Below are 20855 nucleotides of genomic sequence, written 5' to 3' on the forward strand. Positions count from 1 at the left end.
AGAAACAAATGGCAGGTTTAGAACTCATGAAAATTACGGGATACACTGACGAAGAATTTGAAAACAAATTCGCCGGGAATCCGTATGCCTTTATGATAAATCCGGAATCGATCAAGGTACAAAAAAGCATTGAATACAACGAACAGCAGGCACCTGCTACCAGCTCTGCCTCACAAAAATATAAAAGCACTCCTAGCGATAAATTAAGTTTTGAAATTGTCATAGACTGTACCGGTGTGGTGGACAGCAAACGGGTGGATATGGCGAAAGAAATTAACGCTTTGGAAACCATTATTTACACCTACAACGGAAAAATCCACCGTCCGAATTTTGTAAAAGTACAATGGGGACAAAATATTACTTTTAATGGTGTACTGGACTCGATTGACATTTCGTATACCTTGTTTAAACCCGATGGAAGTCCGCTGAGAGCCAAAATAGCGTTGTCCTTCAGCCAGTATGTTTCTCCCAAAGCGGTCACCATGATTGACGCGCCCGAGTCTCCCGACTTAACGCATATAGTCACGGTGTCCGAAGGAATGTCGTTACCCCAATTGTGCCTGCAAACCTGGAATGACGATTCGCTTTACATACAAGTCGCCCAATACAACAAACTCAATAAATTCAGGAACCTGAATGGCATTGATAAACTCATATTTCCTCCTGTAAATCCTTCTAACTCATGAGTACTTCTAGTGAAATAAAAACCGGCGGCATCGCAACCTTCTCTATTCAGGTCAATGGCAGCACCATACCGGACGAACTGAGCGTGTTTTCGGTTCACATCGAAAAAAGCGTCAACCGTATCGCCAGTGCTAAAATTGTCATTTTAGACGGAGAAGCCAGTACGGGGGAATTTGAGGCGAGCTCTTCGGCCACTTTTGTACCGGGCGCAACGATTAGTATCCTCGCGGGTTATGATACCAATAATGCCGTAATTTTTACAGGCTTAATCATGAGCCAGTCCATTCGCATTGACAGTCTGATAGGATCGGCTTTGGAAATTGAATGTAGTGATGCAGCTGTAAAAATGATTGTAGGCCGCAAAAGCCTGACGTATTCGAATCAAAAAGACAGCGATATTATTTCGTCCATTATCGGAAACTATTCCGGATTAAGTGCCAATGTGACGGCTACCACGACCACCTGGCCCGAACAGGTCCAATATTATGTAACGGACTGGGACTATATTTTAGCCCTTGCCGAAACCAACGGCTTAATCGTAACGACCCTAAACGGTAAAGTTTCCGTCACGGCGCCCGACAGCGATACCACCTCTGTCCTTACCGTGACTTATGGCGATAATTTACTGGAATTTAATGCCAAACTAAACGCTGTGAATCAATTAGGGAATGTAACGGCTAATACCTGGGATTATAAAAATCAGGAAGTCATTAATAGTGAGGCCACGCCAAATGTAACCGGATCCGGGAATTTAAGCTCCAAAAAATTATCAGAAGTGATTGGGCTCTCTGCTTTTCAGCTGCAGACTTCAGCACCTTTGGAAACAGCCGACTTAAATACCTGGTCCAAAGCACAAATCATTAAAAGTGAATATTCCAAAATAACCGGTGAAGCCAAATTTCAGGGCACCAACGTGATTGAACCCGGAAAATATATGACTTTTAATGGTCTTGGGGATCGTTTTAACGGGGATTACCTCATCGCGGGCGTTGTGCATGATCTCTCACAGGGAAACTGGATTTCTGAAGTCTATCTGGGTGTTTCGCCGCTTTGGTTTACCGAAAAACCCGATGTAATGTCTCCCCCGGCCTCCGGGCTTATTCCGGGTGCAAGAGGTTTGTTTAACGGAACGGTAAAACAAATGTATGAAGATCCCGATTCGCAATTTCGCATTCTGGTCAATGTGCCTTTGTTTGATGCCAATGGTGCGGGAATCTGGGCAAGGCTCTCCAATTTTTATTCGACCAGTGGCGCCGGAGCTTTCTTTTTGCCCGAAGTCGGAGACGAGGTTATTCTGGGTTTCTTAAACGAAGATCCGCGCTATCCTGTCATTCTGGGCAGTTTATACAGTGGTACGAAAATAAAACCTTTTACGGGTTTAGAACCCAACGAAAAAAATTCAGTAAAAGCGATTGTATCCAAATCAGGGATTTCGGTGCAATTTGATGATGAGAATATTGTCTGGACCATTGCTACGCCTAATAAAAATACCATCATCATCAGCGACAAGGATAAGAAAATCACGATCAGTGATCAGAATCAAAACACTATTGTCATGTCGGAAAGCGGCATTGATCTGTCCAGCCAGAAAAACATCAGTATTTCGGCACAGCAAAATGTCAGTATCAAAGGCATGCAGGGCGTTACCATCGAATCCAGTGGCGGCGATGTAGCCACAAAAGGCTTAAATATTAAAGATAATGCCGATATGCAATATTCCGCTCAGGGCGGGCAAATGGCGCAGGTTTCGGGAGGAATGGAATTAACGCTGAAAGGCGCGATGGTGATGATTAATTGAGGTTCTGAGGTTCTGAGGAGCTAAGGTTTTTAGTTTCAAAGGGGCAAAGGGACAAAGGGACAAAGGTTTTTAGCTTCAGAGGCTCAGAGGAACAAAGATTTAAACTTGGCGACTTTGCGACTTTGCGTGGAAAAAAGAGTATAGAATAAAGAATAAAGACAAAAGAAAGAAAAACAAACGATCAAACAACAAACAACAAACAATAAACAACAAACAATAAACAACAAACAACAAAATTATGCCACCAGCAGCACGATTAACAGATTTTCACGAATGTCCGATGGTTACTCCTGCCGTGCCGCCGGTCCCCCACGTCGGCGGGCCAATAATTGGCGTAGGAGAACCAACGGTTCTTATTGCGGGATTACCGGCAGCCCGGGTGGGCGACATGCTGGTTTGTGTAGGGCCGCCGGATTCGATCATAAAAGGATCGGCTACGGTAATGATAGGCGGATTGCCCGCCGCAAGAATGGGAGATCAGACTGCTCACGGGGGATCTATTGTCCTTGGAGCCTTTACGGTAATGATTGGTGGATAATACTATAGAAAATAAAAGCGAAAATACCTTTTTAGGTTCAGGATGGGCTTTTCCCGTGTCCTTTTCTGTGGGTAATTATCAGCTGAATACGTCTGCAAACGAGACGAATATTCACGAGTCTATCAATATTATCCTCAATACCCGAAAAGGAGAACGTACACTGGAAGCCAATTTTGGTTCCGGCCTGCAACAGTTTATGTTTAGAAAAATTGATCCGAATTTAAAAGGCGAAATTATAGAAGCGGTGAAGTTTTCGTTATTGCGCTATGAACCCAGAATAGTGGTTCAGGACGTAAAAGTAGCTTCAACCGATCTGACCAATGGTATCATCGAAATACTGATCATTTACATCTATTCACAAACCAATACCAGACATAATTATGTGTTTCCTTTTCACCTGAAGGAAGGAACCAATTTAGCAAAAAAATAATGATTGTAATGGATCAAAATAGCATCATAAATTCACTTAACGAGGCACTCGTTCCGAATCCCTGTCTGATAGACGGAAGGACCGAACAGGACTGGCTGTACTTTCTGACTGAATTTAGCAAGCTGATTAATTTTTATAACAATACCAACACCATTGAGGGAAACTGGAATCCGTTTTTACTGAAGGACCCCGTTTTTCTGATGGCCGCGATCTCCGGAACCAATTACAAAGAACTGCATGGTGTTTATAAAAACAGCCGTACCGAAATTCAGAACTTAATCAGTAAGGACACTCAGGGCTTTTTGAATTCCAAAGCACTCAATCAGTTATTTGATCATCTTACTGCTGTGTATAAAATCATCGAGCGCTGGACCCATTACATGCAAATCGGCAACGAAACGTACGATCTTAAAAATTATATTTTACACGAAGTTCAGACCAAACTAAGCATTGATTTCTGGGCGATTCAGTCCTTCCGACACTATTTATACACCTCCCCGTCTAAAGGAACCTTTATTGCCGGTGCCCCCTATCGCGATTTTGCTTCTTTTGATGTGCCTCTTTGGACTATCAATAAAGACAAAAGTCCGTTTTGGGAAATTTTTGGCTATGACTCTGAACAGACCATCCTGAAAGCACTGGACAGCATGACCTCTTTTTGTCTGACGGTTTTAACCAAAATTGGCGATCGCCTGTTTAATTTTTTAGAAACGATCATTCATCATGCCAGCAATGAATTTAAAAAATTAAGTCTTAAAAAAAGTAAATTCCCGGACACGACCCTGTTACGTTCTTTTGTAAACGTGCTGAAAGTGCAGCAGGAGCAGCTTAACGGAATTTCTCAAAAACACCTTGATTTTTATTATACCGACATTTTAAAACAAAAAAAATTACCTGCCGTTGCAGATAGCGTGTTTTTATGTGCTGCACTGGCAAAAAACAATTCCGTATTTGATTTACCGGCCGGCGCCTTGTTTAATGGCGAGGTTGATGCGGAAAAGAACCCTGTTTTATTTGCTTCACTCAAAGACGTAACGCTGAATCCGGCCGTTATAAAAAGTGTGCAGACACTCTCCTATCAGGGAGCACCCAATGTTTTGTCGTATAACGTACAAACTATTGCGAAACCGTCAGCTGTTCAGCAGGATGACAGCGGCAAAACGATCAGCTGGGCCACTTTTGGTGATACGACTCCTCCGGTGCTTCCGTCAGCCACCGGAATTGCTTTTGCCTCGCCGATGTTATTGTTGCGGGAAGGCCAGAGAAACATCACGCTCACGCTCGAATTTGATTCGGCAATTAATTTAGCTGAATTTCAGGGAGCAGGCTATTTTCTGAGTACCCAAAACAGCTGGCTGGAAGTCCCTTTACTGCCGTCGGCCTTTCAGTTAAGCACTACTCCGTCGGCTAACAGTCTGATCATCACGATTACCCTGGATCCTGCCCAGCCTGCCATTGAGCCCTTTCTTATTCATCCGGACGGATTGCAGACGAGCTGGCCCATGCTTAAAATTTTATTCCAGACCATTTCCAGCCCCGGTGCCCCTCCCAAAATACTTGCGATCACGATCGCTTTGGACATCACAGGCGTGAAAACGTTTCAATTGTATAATGATTTTGGAGAATTGAATACCAAAAATCCCTTCCCTCCTTTTGGGCCGGTTCCGTTATTCAATTCTAATTTTATAATTGGGAACAATGAAATCTTCAGCAAACCTCTTGACAGTTTCATCATAAGTATTGACTGGGATAAGATTCCATCTGATTTCCAGACGTATTATGCTGCCTACAACAATTATATCGCCTATCCGGACGGATCAATACCAGTGACCAAACCTAAAGTTAGTTTGGCCAGACTGCTAAACAGAACAACAGATACGCCGCCGCCGCCTCTTCCGGGTCCCTTTAATAATGCTTCTTTTACTGCCGATTTTAACATCCTGCAGGAAAAAACATGGAACGGTCTTAAAATGATTAAAACCAGTAAACCTGCCGTTCCCCCTGTTGTATCCGAAACCGAACCTGTTTTCGTTCCGGCACAGGAATTTGTAACACCACTTTATTTATTTGATTCTGCAGCGGGAGATCCGAATGTGCCTTTCAACAGTACCTGCAGCAGTTATTACGCGTACAATGATTCCGCTATTGCGACTTCAGATGCAGCGAAAGACACTACGACTAAAACACTGCAAGCGGATCCGTATATTCAGCTCCAGCCTTTCAAATTTACCGGGGCCAGTTCCTCCGGATATATAAAAATAGCTTTGTCCGGAAATCAATATGGCTTTGGTTCCGAAATATACCCGAATGTCGTAGCGAATATTGCTTTGCAAAACGGCAATCTTTTTAATAAATCAAAAGGAGACCCGATTTCAAAATTTGTAGTATCCGCCAACCTGCCCTTTGCACCCAAAATCAAAACGTTTTCGGCCAGTTACAAGGCAAGTGTAACCTATAAACTGGATGGTACTGCCGGAGATTATCCGCTTCAGTATTTTGTTTATACTCCTTTTAAAAATTACCAGCTGTTTGACAGCACCGATACGGATGCCACAGTATACAATACCGCTATTGTCGGTGCTCCGCAAACCGACCTGACGGCCGGTTTTCCGGTTTATCCGTCCTTTAAGTATTCAGGAGCCTTATTCCTGGAGCTGGAGCAGTTAATCTGCAACAGTTCTTTAAATTTATATTTTGAACTGGCCCGAAATGCCACAACGATTACGCCCGGTGACAGTGTTTCGTATTTCTGTTTAAACCATTCCGGATGGAAAGAAATAAAACCTTTATCCGATCAGACCAATCAGTTTAAATCTTCCGGTATTATAGAACTGCCTGTTCCGGCGGACTGCAATAATAACGGCGCTTTTATGCCCGGCAGCAATAACTGGCTTTCCATTGTGGTGAACGGTGCACTCAATACCTATTCCAATACTGTTTTTTTGCAAACCAACGGATTTATGGCACAGCGAACCGGAACAGCATTCCTGACCGATACGCAAACGCCGCAAATCAACAGTAACACAATTACCAAACCGCAAACGGCCATTCCGCAGCTGGCAACCATAGTGCAGCCTTTTGCTTCGTTTGGCGGAAAAGCCGCAGAAAACACAACCAATAAAAATCAGAGAGTCAGCAATAGCATTAAAACCAAAAAAAGAGCCGTTAGCCCTGCCGATTATTATACGCTGATCGCTGAAAAATTCGATACGGTTTATTTTTCCAAAGTGGTTTCAAAAAAATCAGACAGCAGTACGACTGTGTACGTGGTCAGAAGAATTACAGACGAAAGTGATACCGGTGCTTATCTTCCTCTGGTAACGAATGGTCTGGAAAACGAAATACAAAAATTCCTAAAGGACAATACCTCTCCTTTTGCCTGCCTCAGTGTTTCCAATTTTAACCCGGAATATGTTTGCATTTCGGCTAAAATAGGACTAAAAAGCGGCTATCAGGAAGCACTACTTTACAATACGGTAAACCTTGCGCTAAAAAACTATTTATCGCCGTGGATCACTGCTTATCCGGCTCAGATCGAAATAGGTCACCCTCTTATTGACGCCAAAATCAATACGTTCCTCTGCACCATTGAAGGTGTAGCCACCGTAGAGGCCATTTCTTTTTCAAGCTATACGATTCATCCGGTAACCGGAATAAAAACAACCCTGAAAAGTGCCAAAACACGGCTGCAGTCCTACGGACCGACAACTCTTTTGGTTTCAGCAGACCAGCATAACATTACATTTTAAATCAGATGGATACCGCTAATCATATCACCAAAAAACAGCTTCCTGCTTCCCAGGATTTTACTTTCCTGAAGGGAGAGGCGATTGATTATGTGCAAAAACACATCGGAAGTGAATGGACCAACTTTAATCCGAGTGATCCCGGAATGACCATTTTGGACCAGTTTTGCTATGCGCTGACCGAATTGGGCTATTGTACCGATTTTAGCATCGCGGATATCCTGACTGATGCTAATGGAAAAATGGAAATGGAAAACCAGTTTTATGACCCTTCCGAAATCCTGACTACAGCCCCCTACACAATCGATGATTATAAAAAATACCTGATTGATGGCATAGCAGAGGCAGACAACGTAACCATCGTTTGCTATAACACTAATGTTTTTCCTTTTAACAAAGTCTACCAGGTTTATCTCTATCTAAATCCAGAGATTACGGACGAAATTCAAATTTCAGGTCTTTGTAAATCGGCCTTTTACCTGCTGAATCAAAGCCGCAATTTAGGCGAGCTTTTCAATATGCCAATGGCTTTACTTCCGGTAGCCTGCTGGATGGACACTAAAATAGTGCTTGAAAAAGATACGGATCCGTATACTGTTTTACTGGAATTGCAAAACAATATCCGCTCGTATGTATTTTCAAAAATAACGCAGGCGGGTTACGATACTCTAAAAGAAAAGGGATACACTGCCGAAGAAATCTATGACGGACCGAAATTGGTAAACGGCTGGATTGTAACAGAATCCCTGACCGATAAAAAAGATACGGTACAAGGTATTGATTTAGTACCCGTTATAGCGTCTACCCCCGGGGTTGCCTCAGTATCCGGCGTGCAGCTGTATCAGAACCAGATCCCCGTTCCGGTGCTTCAGTCCAAGATCAATGAAATACTGGTTATTGACGTACTGGCTTCTTTTGAAAATAAAAAACTGATCGTAAATGCAAACGGAAAAGATTTGCCGGCCGATACTTTCGGGCCGCTACAAATCAGGATGGATAATTTTAATGAAACAACCGCTTTCATCAACAATAAGACCAGTTCAAAAGCACCCAAAAGCAGCTTTAGGGACATCAATACCTATTATTCCATTCAAAATACTTTCCCGCAGCAATACGGAATTGGGGATGATACTTTAGAAGACGCTTCACTGCCTGTTCAGGTGGCACAATCGCGTCAGCTCAAAGGATATCTCACGTTGTTTGATCAGATACTGGCCAACCAGTTTTCGCAACTGGCGAATGTTTCCAAACTGTTTTCTTTTAAAAATGCCCTTTGCGGTGCCCCTTCCGATGAAGAAAATTTTTATGCCGTAAAAGACAAATACGAGCAAAAACATCTCGAATATCCGGTACCCTATAAAACGTTTGCACCAAGCTATTTTTATCAGTCCCTGTACAACGTGCCTCATATTAAGCCTTTGCTAAAGGATAATAATGCCTTTAATTACAGTTACGGCAATGAAACTCCGGCGGAGTTATTGGAAAAAAGCTGGTTCGACTACCAGCAGGATCCTTACAATCCGTATATTTTTGGCTTAATGAAAATCATGGAAGAGGAAAAAACAAACCTCGACCGAAGAAATAATCTTCTGGACCATCTTCTGGCCAGACACGGTGAAGCGCCAAAGGTAATCGATGCCATTATTCAGGATACCGTTTATACCGGTGACAAAAGAAAAGACCAGATCATCTTAAAGAGTCTCTATTTGCAAAATCTTGGGCTGCTGTCGTACAACAGACAAAAGGCCTACAACTATATTGGGGCGAAAAAAATAGCCAATGAAGTCGATGGAAATCTGGACGTAAATCTGCCGAAAATTAGTGCTAATGAATTTGGTTTTAGCAACGAACATACCACCGATTTCTTATTCAAAACAGAGCAAATCAATGCAAAGGAAAAACTGCACCAACAGGATTTCAATAATTTTTCGGGATTAGAACTCAAGCTGAATTTATTGTTCGGGCTTAAAAACATTTATAAAAATTTCATCTCGGCCCGACTGGACAGTCAAAAGAGCCCTATTGAAAATTTATTGCATACCACGTTTTACAGAACCATCCAGAAAGCTTCGTGGTTTACCACCAACCGACACGGCAGTCTGCTGCTGGAAACCGTTTTGCTTTTGAATCCATTGAAATTTAATCTCGAAATCATAAAACCCAATCCGGTAAATGAAGCGTATTACACGATAGACAACATCAGTTTTGAAACCGTTACCAACCTGAATTATGTTTTAAACGCCACCACCGAAGCCGAACTGGATTCGCAACTGCAAAAAGGTTACCTGCTGTTTTCCGGAACCCAATATCCGTTTACGGCAGGCAACAGGGCCACAGACGGCCAGAATGATTTTATAAAAGCGGCCGATTCCAATTATTCGTTCCGCATCACAGTTGCTTCCGGCAATGAAAAAATAGCCCTTGACGCTAAAGTTTTTAAGAAGAGTCTCTTGTTACTGTTCCCGGACTTTATTCCGTCACTGCAAACCCCGGAATTCAGGAAAAGATTAAAACAGTTTCTTACCCTGAACCTTCCTTTTAATGTGAGTTATGAATGTCTTTTTGTAAGCATTCAGGAATTAGAAACTTTTATTCCGGATTATATGTACTGGTATGAAAGTCTGCGCTACAAAGACGAATTACTTCCGCTGCAAACAGCTTCGGGAGATGCATACAGAACCAATACAGCGCCGTCCGTAACCCTGAATCCGGTTACGTCTGCCCTAAACCTGATCGGTAGTTTAACCTCAATTTTAGCCACAAGAAATGGAACAAATTAACAGCCATATGGTATCAAGTCTAAAGTGGGACACTACTTTTGATACCCGCGAAGAGGGATACCGCCTTCAGGAACGTTTGAGTACCTGGAGCAAGATCGCTTTGCCGGGAGAGGTTGCCGGCGTATTCAATGAACTTTGCCCGCCGGAACAAAGCTGGAGAATCCAGTCGCTGGAACTGGATCTGGGCGTTTGTGATTACAGCGATCTGGAATTTGATCTGGGCGTTAAAATCCGCAGCCTCCTGCGCGAGAAAATCGCCGAACTGATTATCAATCAGAACAATCAGAAACAAAACCTGATTGCGGTATACAACAAAGAAAAATCGATGCTGGAGAACCTTACTGTTTTTTTACTGAAAGGTTATCTGCCGTGGAATTTTCAAAATAAGGAAGGCTCCGTAAATCAGATTATGGCCGAACTGCTCCAGACCAATTTAGCGGAAATTATTACCATTATCAAACAAACCGGACTGACCCACGAGGAAGTCAGAAAAAGAATTTCATGGCAGTTTGACGCCAAAAATGTCAACAAAATAATCGCGGCACTTGAGCCTAATAACAGCGGTTCTATTATCGAATTTTCTTCGGTGATGACGAATCTTCAGGTCAAAGAAACGATCATTCAGACCAGCACAGCCAGTTTCAAAAAGAACCTTTATTTCTTTATTCTGAACTTTTTGCTGCTGGAACGCGGTACGCTTTTTAATAAAATCGCCTTTATGAAAAGCAGTATTCTGCAAATGGCGAATCATTATAATATTTCCTATCCGGAGCTTATTTTATTAATTGAAAATACAATCCTTAAGCTGTCGGATAAAACGACGCAGCACAACGATTTTATATTCTCCCTAAAAACACTGACACAGGAATACGAAACACAAAAAAAATCGCCTTACACAGCTGAAAAAAGCATTGATTACTGGATGCTTTTGGAGCAATTACTGAAGGATCAGAAACTCCGAAAAACGAAAACAGCAAAAGAAAATCTGAACGAACTGATCGTGGCACTCCACCATCAGAACAGCGGCAAATTCGGCACTATTCTAAAAAGGGTTTTGAATACGGAAGAGGTACTGGCTGCAGTCATTGGTGATTTAGAGGAAACGGCTTTAAAGGTCCTGTTTTCGAAATTCGATACCAGTTCCTCTTCACTGAACAGGGATACGCTGCTTTATCTGAACCGTTTAAGCATCACGCTGAAGCTCAAAACAAAAAGTACCGTCTTATGGCAAATTGGAATTGCTTTTATGATCCGGAATAAAAATACCGATGCTAAGGCCTTTCTGCTGCATTGCATAAAAGAATTAAGCAAAAAGAACCATCTCGATGCCGAACAATTGCTGGAAGCCTTTACCACGGCCCAAATTCCGGAGTCTTTAAAAACTGCGCAGTCAGCCTTAATTTATAACCAGCTGAGTGCGGTATATTTTAGCGAAACTGGCCGTAATAATTCGAATTATCCTGCTCTGCATTTCAGGAATTTAATGTCGAAACTGGAAGTGCAGCTGCAAAAAAAATCGACTAAAAACGAAGTTTTTGCCGACCTGCAAAATGCCCTGATTAAAACGATTTCCCTGCATCCAAAAATGGCTTTTGAAGTGATGCTGTCTTATGGAAATAATGCTTTTATCAAAAAAATACTTCCGTTGGTGCTGAACCGCGAAGTATTGCAGTTACTGGTTAAAAAAAGCCGTTACAAAAAAACAGAACTGGTACAAGCGATACAAATCGTCTATGAAATTTTAAATGCAAAAGAAAAATATGACTTTCCCGAAGAGCTTCTTACCGAAGATTTGTTGCTGTTAAGCATTCAGGAAATCCTGCTGCATCCCGAACATAATTTGTCTGTGTTTCTGGAAACGGTTCTTATAGCATTAACTAAAAAAGTGACCAACACGAAACGTAAGGATTACTTTCAGTTTATCACTAAACTATTGCAGTCCAGAAGAGTTAAATCATTTGGAATTACGACTAAAAGAAGCTTTCTGAATCAATTAAAAAGCAACAGCGCCATTGATATTGTTACGCTTGCCCTGCTGATTCAGAGCAGCTCGCCGGAAGCCCAATCGGAACTATCGAATCTATTGGTTTCCCATTTTGAGGATGCGAAATTTAGTTTGCTTCGAAAACACAACAAAAAACAGGGCCAGGACCTCATTTCATATTTTTTAAAGAACGGAATATTCCTGAAAAATAACTGGATCGAAAACGGGACTGTGGTAATCATCAGTCAAACGCAATACGTTTCCAAAAATGAAATCCGTGCTGAGCTGAATGAGTTATTCTGGCAAACCCTTCTGAACTATACCGCTTATAAAGGAAATGAAGTGCTGTTTGAAAAAATGCTGCAAAAAGCCTTTACGGTCTATTTGAAAAAAGTGATTGCTTCTTCAAAAAGTGTGTCGAAAAACAATACGAAAACAATGGATACAACAGCTTACACAACAACCACTGAAGGCGCTTATTTCGAAAAAAATAGCGACGCTGCTCTTCCTGAAAATGATTTGCTTCAGGACGGGAATATATTCGAAAAAACATTCAAGTCTTCGGGAAAAATCATGCTGTTCAACGGACAAAAACGAAGCGAAAAAGAAAAATACGACTGGTGTTTACAAGTCATTGTCCATAGAGAAATGCCAACGGGTTTTGCGATTTCCGGAACAATTGAGATTAAAGATATATTGAATGAAATTATAGCCGGAGCACCCGGAATATTCTTTAAAATAATTAAAAAAGAGTTCCTTTCCGAAGCACAAACCGACTGGCTCAGCCGAAATATTAGTTTCGGTACTTTATGTGAAGCTGTGAGCCAATTAGACAAAAACAAAGAATCGTACCTGAAAATACTGGAGAAATTTTACCATGTCCTTGGGGCTATTACCATCCGCGGAATTGCGGCAAAAGACCTGCAAAGCCTTTTGTTGCGAAAACTGCTGGGAGCTGCAGCCCATGACAACTGGCGTATCATTTCTATTGATAAAATCTGGAACGAACTGATCTGGGAAGTGGTGACTAAAAAAGGAATTACCAAAAAAAGCTTCCTGACCGATATTGAAAAACAGCTGTATCAGTTTCCACCCTCCCTGCAGCTTAGTTTCAGGGAAGTTATACAGACCGAAAAACAAATCGTTCAGACGGTACAAAAAACAGCGTCACTTTCAAAGATGGAAAAACTGAAAGTACCCCAACAGCCAAAAGCACCGATAAAGGAAGGGATTACCGTCCGAAATGCCGGAATCGTACTTCTGAATGATTATGTCGTGATGCTTTTTGAACGCCTTGGATTAGTCGAGGATAACAAATTTACCACTATCGAAAATCAGATTAGTGCTGCCCAGTATTTGCAGTATGTGGTTACCGGATTAACCCAAACGGAAGAAACCTATCTGCCGCTCAATAAGGTCTTATGCGGTTTATCACTGCTGCATACTATTCCTGATGAAATCGAAATTTCTGAAGCCCATAAAAACTTAATAGACGGCCTGATACAGGCAGCCATTTCCTACTGGGATGCTATTGGGGAATGTTCCGTAAGCGGTTTCAGGGGCAACTGGCTCGTACGCGAAGGCACTTTATTTGAAAGGGAAGACCGCTGGGAACTGACAGTCGACAAGAAACCCTACGATGTCCTGATCAACAAGTCTCCGTTTGCCTTTTCGATCATGAAATACCCCTGGATGGACAAGCCCCTTCATGTGAACTGGCCGTACTAAGCCAGTATGAATTTAAAAATGAAAAATTACCATAATAAACCGAACCTTGAAAATAAAAATTAATCAACTAAAAAAACAATTATGAACAGCTACAGTGAAAATTTACATTCCAGTGTATTGGCTTCATTAGAAAGCCAGGAATCGAATAAGAAAAAATTGGACTCCCAATTGAATTCTTCCATGTTTACACTTTATTATGCCGAAGGTGCTGAAATAGTGACCAACGACAAGTCTATTACGGCAACAAAAAAATACGATCAGTCGCAGAAGGTAAAAAAACAGGCTACTGAAAGCAAAAACATTTCTACCAATACCCTATTGTCTGCCACGCAGCAAAACACTTACACGTCACAATCGGTAACCAATGTAGCCACAAGTGCCGCCAACATTCAGATTGCTGCCAATGCAATTGTACGATTGGCAAGCGATATGGGAAGTATTTTTAGTATTGTAAATGCTGCCGACTATGGGACTCAGATTTATCAGCAAAGCTTTGAAGCGTATACACTGATGAACACGACGGCTTACCTTGCAGAACTGGCTTCCCAGCATGCTATGGAAACCTCTGCCTCTATTGCCGAAGTAGCCTCCTCAACCATAGCGGACAAAGCAAAAGCGACCGATACTGCCGTTGACAATTTACTAAAAGTGGCAACCGCAGATTTTACAGCTATTGCAGCCGTTGTTGCAGCACAGAATGATGCCAAAGCCTCTGCAAGTGTGACGACCAAAAAAGCGCAGGGAGCAATAGAATCGAATACCGTAGAACTGCAGGCTGCAAAAGTGGCTTACAATCTCAACAACAAAACCCTTAACTACAATTTGAAAGTACACGTCCCTGAAGTATATGACGGCTCTTACAGTGTTTCGTTTGATTATTACAAACCGCCCTTTACCAGCAATGAAAAAGCAGCCAATACGGCTTCTCTTGGGTTAGACAACCCTGTAAAAAGCTATAATCTTTTCCTGGTAAAGGACAGTAAAAAATCTACCTTCTCGGCATTAACAGCAGAAGAAGCCATGAGTAATTCGCTGCAATACAAACAGATTCTTCCCTTACTTGAAACTTCGGAAACGGATCCTTCAAAAGCGCTTACGGCTGTGGTTGACAATTCGAATGCGTACTTTTCGGCACTTAATACTGCCAAGCTGTCCAAAGAAAAAGTCGTTCAGGCCAAAGACAAACTGCGCGATGCCAATGCCGCTTTAGCAGCTGCCACTAAAGAAAAACAGGAGGCTGATGTACTTGTTTTGGAAGGAAAAGAGGAAATTGTCAAATTAAACAAAGAAATACCTGCTGCCAAAGAAAAAGCAGCACATACTGCAGAAGCCTCTAAAAAAGAACCTAAAAACGCTGATCTTGCCAAAGCTGCTGCAGACGCGGCCAAAGCTTTAAGCACCTTAGAGCAGAAACTTGAAAATGCAAAACTAAACGAAACAAAAGAAGTTGACGCTGCCAGAGTAGCTGCCGATTCGCTAAAAATTGCCACTTCAAATGCAGCAAATGCCAAAGCCAGTCTGGCTGCTGCCGAAACACAGGCTGAAAATGACCAAAAGCAAGTAACCTCTGCTGCCCAACTGGCGGCCAGCTCCAAAAGGGAAGGATTTAAAAAAATCGAAACTATGGATCTGGTAGATACTGATAATGAAATGCTTGTACAGGGCGAAAAGTACGTGATCTTCCTTCTTACGATCTTTACAGATGACTATAAAAAAGGGATCAATACGTACGATGATTTCCTATCGGCTCCATCAGAAACTTTTAGTTTAAAAAATACGCTAAAAGCCGTAACGGATATTACCGTAGAAAATGAAGCGCCAAAAAGTGCCCATCTCAATCCGGATCTTCCTGTATTGTCGCCTTATGCCATCAGCTTTACCGTAGACGAGACCGATCATAAACATACCGAATACAGATGTATGTTCTTATCGTATAATGAAGATCTTTTTACCAGCTACGAACTGGATTATTTTGAAGAAAGCATCGAAGTAGCGGTACTCAAAAAAGAAATCCAGTACTCGCAAAACGATATCAGTCAATTCAAGGAAGAACTAAAAGCCATAAACCTGAAAATTACGGAACTGGACGACGCCTTTAAAAAAGAAATCAAAAATCTGGATCCGGTTAAGGACAAAGATAAAATCAAGGCGCTGAATGCAGAATATAAAAGTATCGTAAACAATTACAATCAGATTCAGGCAGAAGTTAATTCAAAAATAGTAACCGTTACCGCAAAATTAAATGAGCTGTATGTTTCTTTTGAAAAAATAATAGCGGAAAAATTGCCAAAAATAAAAAACAAAAAAGGCTTTTTCTTCAATCTGAAATTAGCGGAAAATGTTTCTTCAGGCAATTACACCACAGCCCTGCCATCGTCTAAAAATTCATTGTCCTACGAAGTCAAAATTGATCCAACCACAACTGATAATTTTGGTAATGCATTGATAGACGGAAAATTGTACATTCCTGTTGTGCTTTCTGTTTATTCAGGAAATGAAACCAATCAAAAGCAGTACAGCAATAATTTATCCGATTGGGAAAACGAAGAACCGTTCCATTTTTCAATAACAAATAATCAGTAAAACTAACCCGTAAAATTCTAAAATATGGAAACCACAGCATTCATAAAACCGACAACAAAGAGATATGGAATTACAGAAAAGAAAAAGTCAGATCTGGATTTATTAACTTCTCAGGTAACAGACGCACAGGCAGTCGTGCAGCAGCAGCTGGCCGTTGTTTCGTCTTTAAATCAAAAAGCCATCAAATATCAGGGTTACCTGACAGAAGCAGAAAACAGCAGATCCCAGTCCCTAAGCAACAAACAGCTTGCCGAGCAGGTCGTTCAGAATGCCTTAGACCTGACGCAGAATTCCGAAATCGCCTTTTCCAAGATGACCGCTGCCAATGAAAATACCGGAGCAGTAGCCAAAGAAATGGCGGCATTAATCAATAAGCTGATTTACTCGGTAGAAATTATTAATAAATTATCCAATCTCGTGATCCGAAAAAAAGCGTTAAACCCGCTTATTTCAGATGATTTGATCACTAAAATAAGCGCCGCCGGAACAGACGCCAACAATGCCGTTGCCCTTACCCTTAATGCCCTGAAATCGATCTTTGCAGCCCAGTCCTTGTGTCTGGAATCGGAAGCGATTACCGCTTTGGAACAAAAACAGGCCTTAGCCCTTTACCTGACGCTGACAGGAAAAAAGAGCGTAAATGAAACGTTTACACTCAAAAACAACAACTCCATCCTGGCCTTGTTAGCCACGGCAGATATAGAAGCAAAAGCGGCTTATCTGGAAGCCAACAGAGCCAATGATGAAACGACGAGACAACTGAATGTTGCGACTACGCAGCTGAACAAAGCCCAGATTGAGCTTAAATCACTGGAGGCGGCGCTGGCTGCGGCAAATGCTGCGGCGCTGGCCTCTTAAGAAAACTAAAAATGTCCACTGTGGCAGTACCTTGCTGCAGTGGACTTTAATCTCTTACTTTATAGTCGTATGGAACGTATCTACAAAAAATTCTACAGACATTGTTATTTAAAAACAGCAGGATTTATACCGGCCAGGCCCCTCAGCCAAAGTCTGTTTCCAGGTGATTATTTTCAGATAAAAAATGGCGAAATTATCGTATTGGGCAATCTGTACCGCAATTCGATCCTGCCTCCGGAAGATGCTGAACTGAGTGCAGTAGTACATTTAAATGCGTCTAACTGGAATTTTAGCGACGGGATTTCAAAGCCTTATTCCGGCCGCGGAAATGGCCATGGAGCGATTGAAGGGCAATTTGAATTCAGCAGGCAGATACTGTCTTTTGCAAGTAAGGGCAGCTTTATTTTTAAGGCCGAAGAACCGCAGTCCATAAAGATTAATAACTGGAATGCCATTCAGCAGCAATTAATTATAAAACTCACACAGACCTTATTTTCCTTTCGCGAAATCTATATTGTAACCGAAAGCGCCACCGCCACGCATACCACACTGGCGATTGCGGGCGAAAAAGAGGCGGAACTGGAACTGGCAAGTGAAACTGAAAACTTTGGCCTGGTCGATATTTTCGGACATCCGGGCACCAAAACCATCCAGTCTAAGGATATTGAGTACTATCATCACGAAACCAAAAGAAAACCCGCTTATTTTAAAGCTAAAAAACTGGTCGTGCAAGACGATAAACTGGCCTTTTTTGTTAGTGATTTTATGGCTAAAACCAATAATTCCAGTGAATGGACGGACACTTTTTATGATTCAAATTTTCATAATGATGCCGATTATAATGCGCAAAGGATCATGCAGCATCCGGAGGGTTATTTTCTGGATATGCTGCAAGCCAATGAATTAAATCCAAACACGGCTTTATTGTATTTTAAATGGGCAGACGCCAATTTAGACGATATTGAAAAACTATTTGCTGATTATGGAAACTAATCCGAACCTACTGGTGCTGGACCGTGAAATGGACTGGCTGCAAAAAGTGATCGATCAGGTTATTTGCAGTTATCTGCTCCAGGAAGGCCATGAAAATCACTGGAAGGACATTCCGATGCCCGAAGCAGGAGCAGATACGGAAGGCAGCGTGTACTACATAAAACTGGCTGAATGGGATTTAAATCTGTTTGAAAGGCTTTGCCTTGCCCTGATACTTGCCCCTCAGATCAAACCGGAAATTCTGGATATTTTTTTCAGTAAAAATGCCCTGTACGATCGCGGTTTTACAGAATTTGGCGGCGTCATCAATAAAAACCACAGCGGATTTATACCAACGGGCCAGACCTTGTCTTTTTTAATCACAGCCGTCAATCCGGAATTAAAGGTGGAAGTACTTAATGTTTTAAGTGCCGGTAACATATTGGCGAAAGAACAGGTTTTAGTACTGGAAGCTGCAGAATCGAACGTGCCAATTTTAAATCAGACGCTTACGATTAACGAACGCTGGCTGCATTATTTTATCACTGGTACCTTACCACGGCTGGAACACAGTGTTTCGTTTCCGGCACAACAAATTTTCACCAACCTGAACTGGTCGGATCTGGTTCTGGAAAATCAGGTCATGGAACAGGTCATGGAAATTAATGCCTGGCTGAACCACGGTGAAACACTCATGAGTGAATGGGGCCTTGAAAACAAAATCAAAGCCGGATACCGGACGCTTTTTTACGGACCTCCGGGAACAGGAAAAACGCTTACGGCTACCTTACTGGGCAAAAATACCAATCGCGAAGTATACCGGGTCGATCTCTCGATGATTGTCTCCAAATACATTGGGGAAACCGAAAAAAACCTTTCGAAAATATTTGATGTGGCACAGCATAAAGACTGGATTTTGTTTTTTGATGAAGCAGATGCGCTCTTTGGCAAAAGAACCAGTGCCTCCTCCTCAAACGACAGGCACGCCAATCAGCAAACGGGTTATTTATTACAACGTATTGAAGATTTTCCGGGAGTCGTAATACTGGCTTCCAATCTAAAAGAAAATATGGACGAGGCTTTTTCGAGAAGGTTTCAGTCGATGATTCATTTTGGAATGCCCGGTCCCGAAGAACGCCTGCTGTTATGGGAAAATGCCTTCTCCGGGAAATGTAAACTCGATCCGGCTATTGATCTCGAAAACATTGCAGAACAATACGAACTCGCTGGTGGTGCCATCATAAATGTACTGCGGTATTGCGCCCTGAAAGCGATACAGAAAAACGAAACCATAGTGGGTTTTCAGGTTTTACTGGAAGGCATCAGAAGAGAATTTAAGAAGGAGAACCGCACGCTGAGTGTGACACAGATGAATTAATGACACGTTTTTTTTCAAATAATCATTAACAGAATCAACTTAACGAAACAAACTTATATCATGGAAGCAACTACAAACTGGGCCATTGAGCAGTATAAAATTACGGTTAACGGTCAGCCTTTTTTTGGCAACGGAGTGAGCTACTCGCCTGTACCCTGGGGAGCTTGTACCGCTTTTGTTCCCTACGGAGATTTTACCATTAATACCTGGAGCTCGGTATGGAGAAGAGATCTGGAACTGATGAGAGCCAACGGGGTCAATCTTTTAAAAACCTACAACACCCTTGACTCCGCGCAACTCATAGCGGGTGGAAATCCGGGAACCTGGGACCACGAACACAAAGATTTTCTGGATGCCTGCTGGAACAATGGCGAAAATCCTATTTATGTTTTAATGGGTTACGCACCACCCAAAACCAATCAGCAGGCATTTCTGCCTCTTACCTGGTCAGACAAGGCAAATGTAGATTTGCGTGCTTCGTTCAAAACCGCTTTAGTTAATCTGGCCTCTGCCTGGGGAGCCTATCCTGCCTTAATGGGATTTGCAATGGCAAATGAAGTGAATGCAGAGGATGTAATCCAAAATCCATTATTTTTTAAATACTGGAATGAGGTTGCCACAGCCATTGGCAGTGCCGTTCCTGGCAAGCTGACCACACTGGTAAATTCGGATGATAGTATGCATAGTGTCACGAAGGGAAACCAATATATGACAGCAGGTAATTTCTTTTGGGGCTATAATTCCTATCGCGGAAACTGGACCAATTCAAATGGGTTTGATGATTTATTCTCAACCTATAAAACAGCGACTACTGCGAATCCTCGTCCCTTAATGCTTACAGAATGGGGAGTTCCTGCCTCTACGCATGATGGTGCAGGAAATATTCAGCCCATGAATGCTTCGCAGATGGATAATTTGGTTACATACATTACAGGTCATTATCACGATATGGTCGCCAATCGTTCTGACATTGGTCAGGGAGTCTGCGCTGGAGGTACTTATTTCGAATGGACTGATGAATGGTGGAAAGCAGATCCGCCGGGATCCCAATGTAATGATCCTAATGCAGCTCTAACCTGCAGCTCCGGAGTATGGAATCCGGGACCTGATATGAGTTTTAAACCCCATTTTCCGGGAAACTATTACGACGAGGAAGCTTTCGGATTGTTTGCAATTGCTCCGGTGAGCCCTGCTACCAGAAAACCTGTCAATAAAGGCGGATGTGTCGGCCCATGGAATCCGGACACCAATGAACCCTATGCACCTGATACACTAACGGCACGGCCACATGCCAAAGCTTTATTTACAGCCATGCTGAGTCTTAAAAAAGCTGCAGCTGTTTAATTTAGGGTAGTGTGGACAAGATCAGTTTCAAA

Annotated in this window: 12 protein-coding genes; all 12 read left to right on the top strand. The window is 42.2% G+C overall.

Translation table 11 applies throughout. The features are described from left to right. Positions 1 to 8: 8 nt before the first annotated feature. The 12 genes from GJU43_RS21445 (at position 9) to GJU43_RS21500 (ending at position 20823) form a co-directional block, all read left to right on the top strand. Positions 9 to 686 carry a hypothetical protein gene (locus tag GJU43_RS21445; protein WP_154343817.1) on the top strand — a complete coding sequence of 226 codons (678 nt, stop codon included), beginning with the start codon at positions 9 to 11 and terminating at the stop codon, positions 684 to 686. Then, positions 683 to 2482, top strand: a complete 1800-nt coding sequence (gene vgrG / locus GJU43_RS21450; RefSeq protein WP_154343819.1) for a type VI secretion system tip protein VgrG — start codon at positions 683 to 685, stop codon at positions 2480 to 2482. Before GJU43_RS21445 ends, vgrG begins: the two co-directional genes overlap by 4 nt. A gap of 238 nt (positions 2483 to 2720) precedes the next feature. Beyond that, on the top strand, positions 2721 to 3020 hold the full coding sequence (locus tag GJU43_RS21455; RefSeq protein WP_154343821.1) for a PAAR domain-containing protein: 300 nt from the start codon (positions 2721 to 2723) through the stop codon (positions 3018 to 3020). Further along, positions 3013 to 3450: a GPW/gp25 family protein gene (locus GJU43_RS21460; protein ID WP_370455681.1), complete on the top strand. Its 438-nt coding sequence runs from the start codon at positions 3013 to 3015 to the stop codon at positions 3448 to 3450. Before GJU43_RS21455 ends, GJU43_RS21460 begins: the two co-directional genes overlap by 8 nt. An 8-nt stretch (positions 3451 to 3458) precedes the next feature. Beyond that, positions 3459 to 7199 (top strand): hypothetical protein, encoded by a 3741-nt coding sequence (locus GJU43_RS21465; RefSeq protein ID WP_154343825.1) that lies wholly within the window; start codon positions 3459 to 3461, stop codon positions 7197 to 7199. A 5-nt stretch (positions 7200 to 7204) separates the two neighbouring features. Further along, positions 7205 to 9976 carry a hypothetical protein gene (locus GJU43_RS21470; RefSeq protein WP_154343827.1) on the top strand — a complete coding sequence of 924 codons (2772 nt, stop codon included), beginning with the start codon at positions 7205 to 7207 and terminating at the stop codon, positions 9974 to 9976. Continuing rightward, positions 9963 to 13688, top strand: coding sequence for a contractile injection system tape measure protein (locus tag GJU43_RS21475; protein WP_154343829.1), 3726 nt, complete (start codon positions 9963 to 9965; stop codon positions 13686 to 13688). The genes GJU43_RS21470 and GJU43_RS21475 overlap by 14 nt, the downstream gene beginning before the upstream one ends. Positions 13689 to 13769: 81 nt before the next feature. Further along, entirely contained in the window at positions 13770 to 16271 is a 2502-nt protein-coding gene (locus GJU43_RS21480) for a hypothetical protein (protein ID WP_154343831.1), read from the top strand. A gap of 24 nt (positions 16272 to 16295) precedes the next feature. Further along, positions 16296 to 17129, top strand: coding sequence for a hypothetical protein (locus GJU43_RS21485; RefSeq protein ID WP_154343833.1), 834 nt, complete (start codon positions 16296 to 16298; stop codon positions 17127 to 17129). Between the two features lie 69 nt (positions 17130 to 17198). Continuing rightward, positions 17199 to 18122 carry a hypothetical protein gene (locus GJU43_RS21490; protein WP_154343835.1) on the top strand — a complete coding sequence of 308 codons (924 nt, stop codon included), beginning with the start codon at positions 17199 to 17201 and terminating at the stop codon, positions 18120 to 18122. Then, positions 18112 to 19479, top strand: a complete 1368-nt coding sequence (locus GJU43_RS21495; protein WP_154343837.1) for an ATP-binding protein — start codon at positions 18112 to 18114, stop codon at positions 19477 to 19479. The genes GJU43_RS21490 and GJU43_RS21495 overlap by 11 nt, the downstream gene beginning before the upstream one ends. A gap of 60 nt (positions 19480 to 19539) precedes the next feature. Continuing rightward, positions 19540 to 20823 carry a hypothetical protein gene (locus GJU43_RS21500; RefSeq protein WP_154343839.1) on the top strand — a complete coding sequence of 428 codons (1284 nt, stop codon included), beginning with the start codon at positions 19540 to 19542 and terminating at the stop codon, positions 20821 to 20823. The last annotated feature ends 32 nt before the right edge of the window (positions 20824 to 20855 follow it).

Origin of the sequence: Flavobacterium sp. LC2016-23 (assembly GCF_009674775.1) — a bacterium.
Taxonomy (GTDB): domain Bacteria; phylum Bacteroidota; class Bacteroidia; order Flavobacteriales; family Flavobacteriaceae; genus Flavobacterium.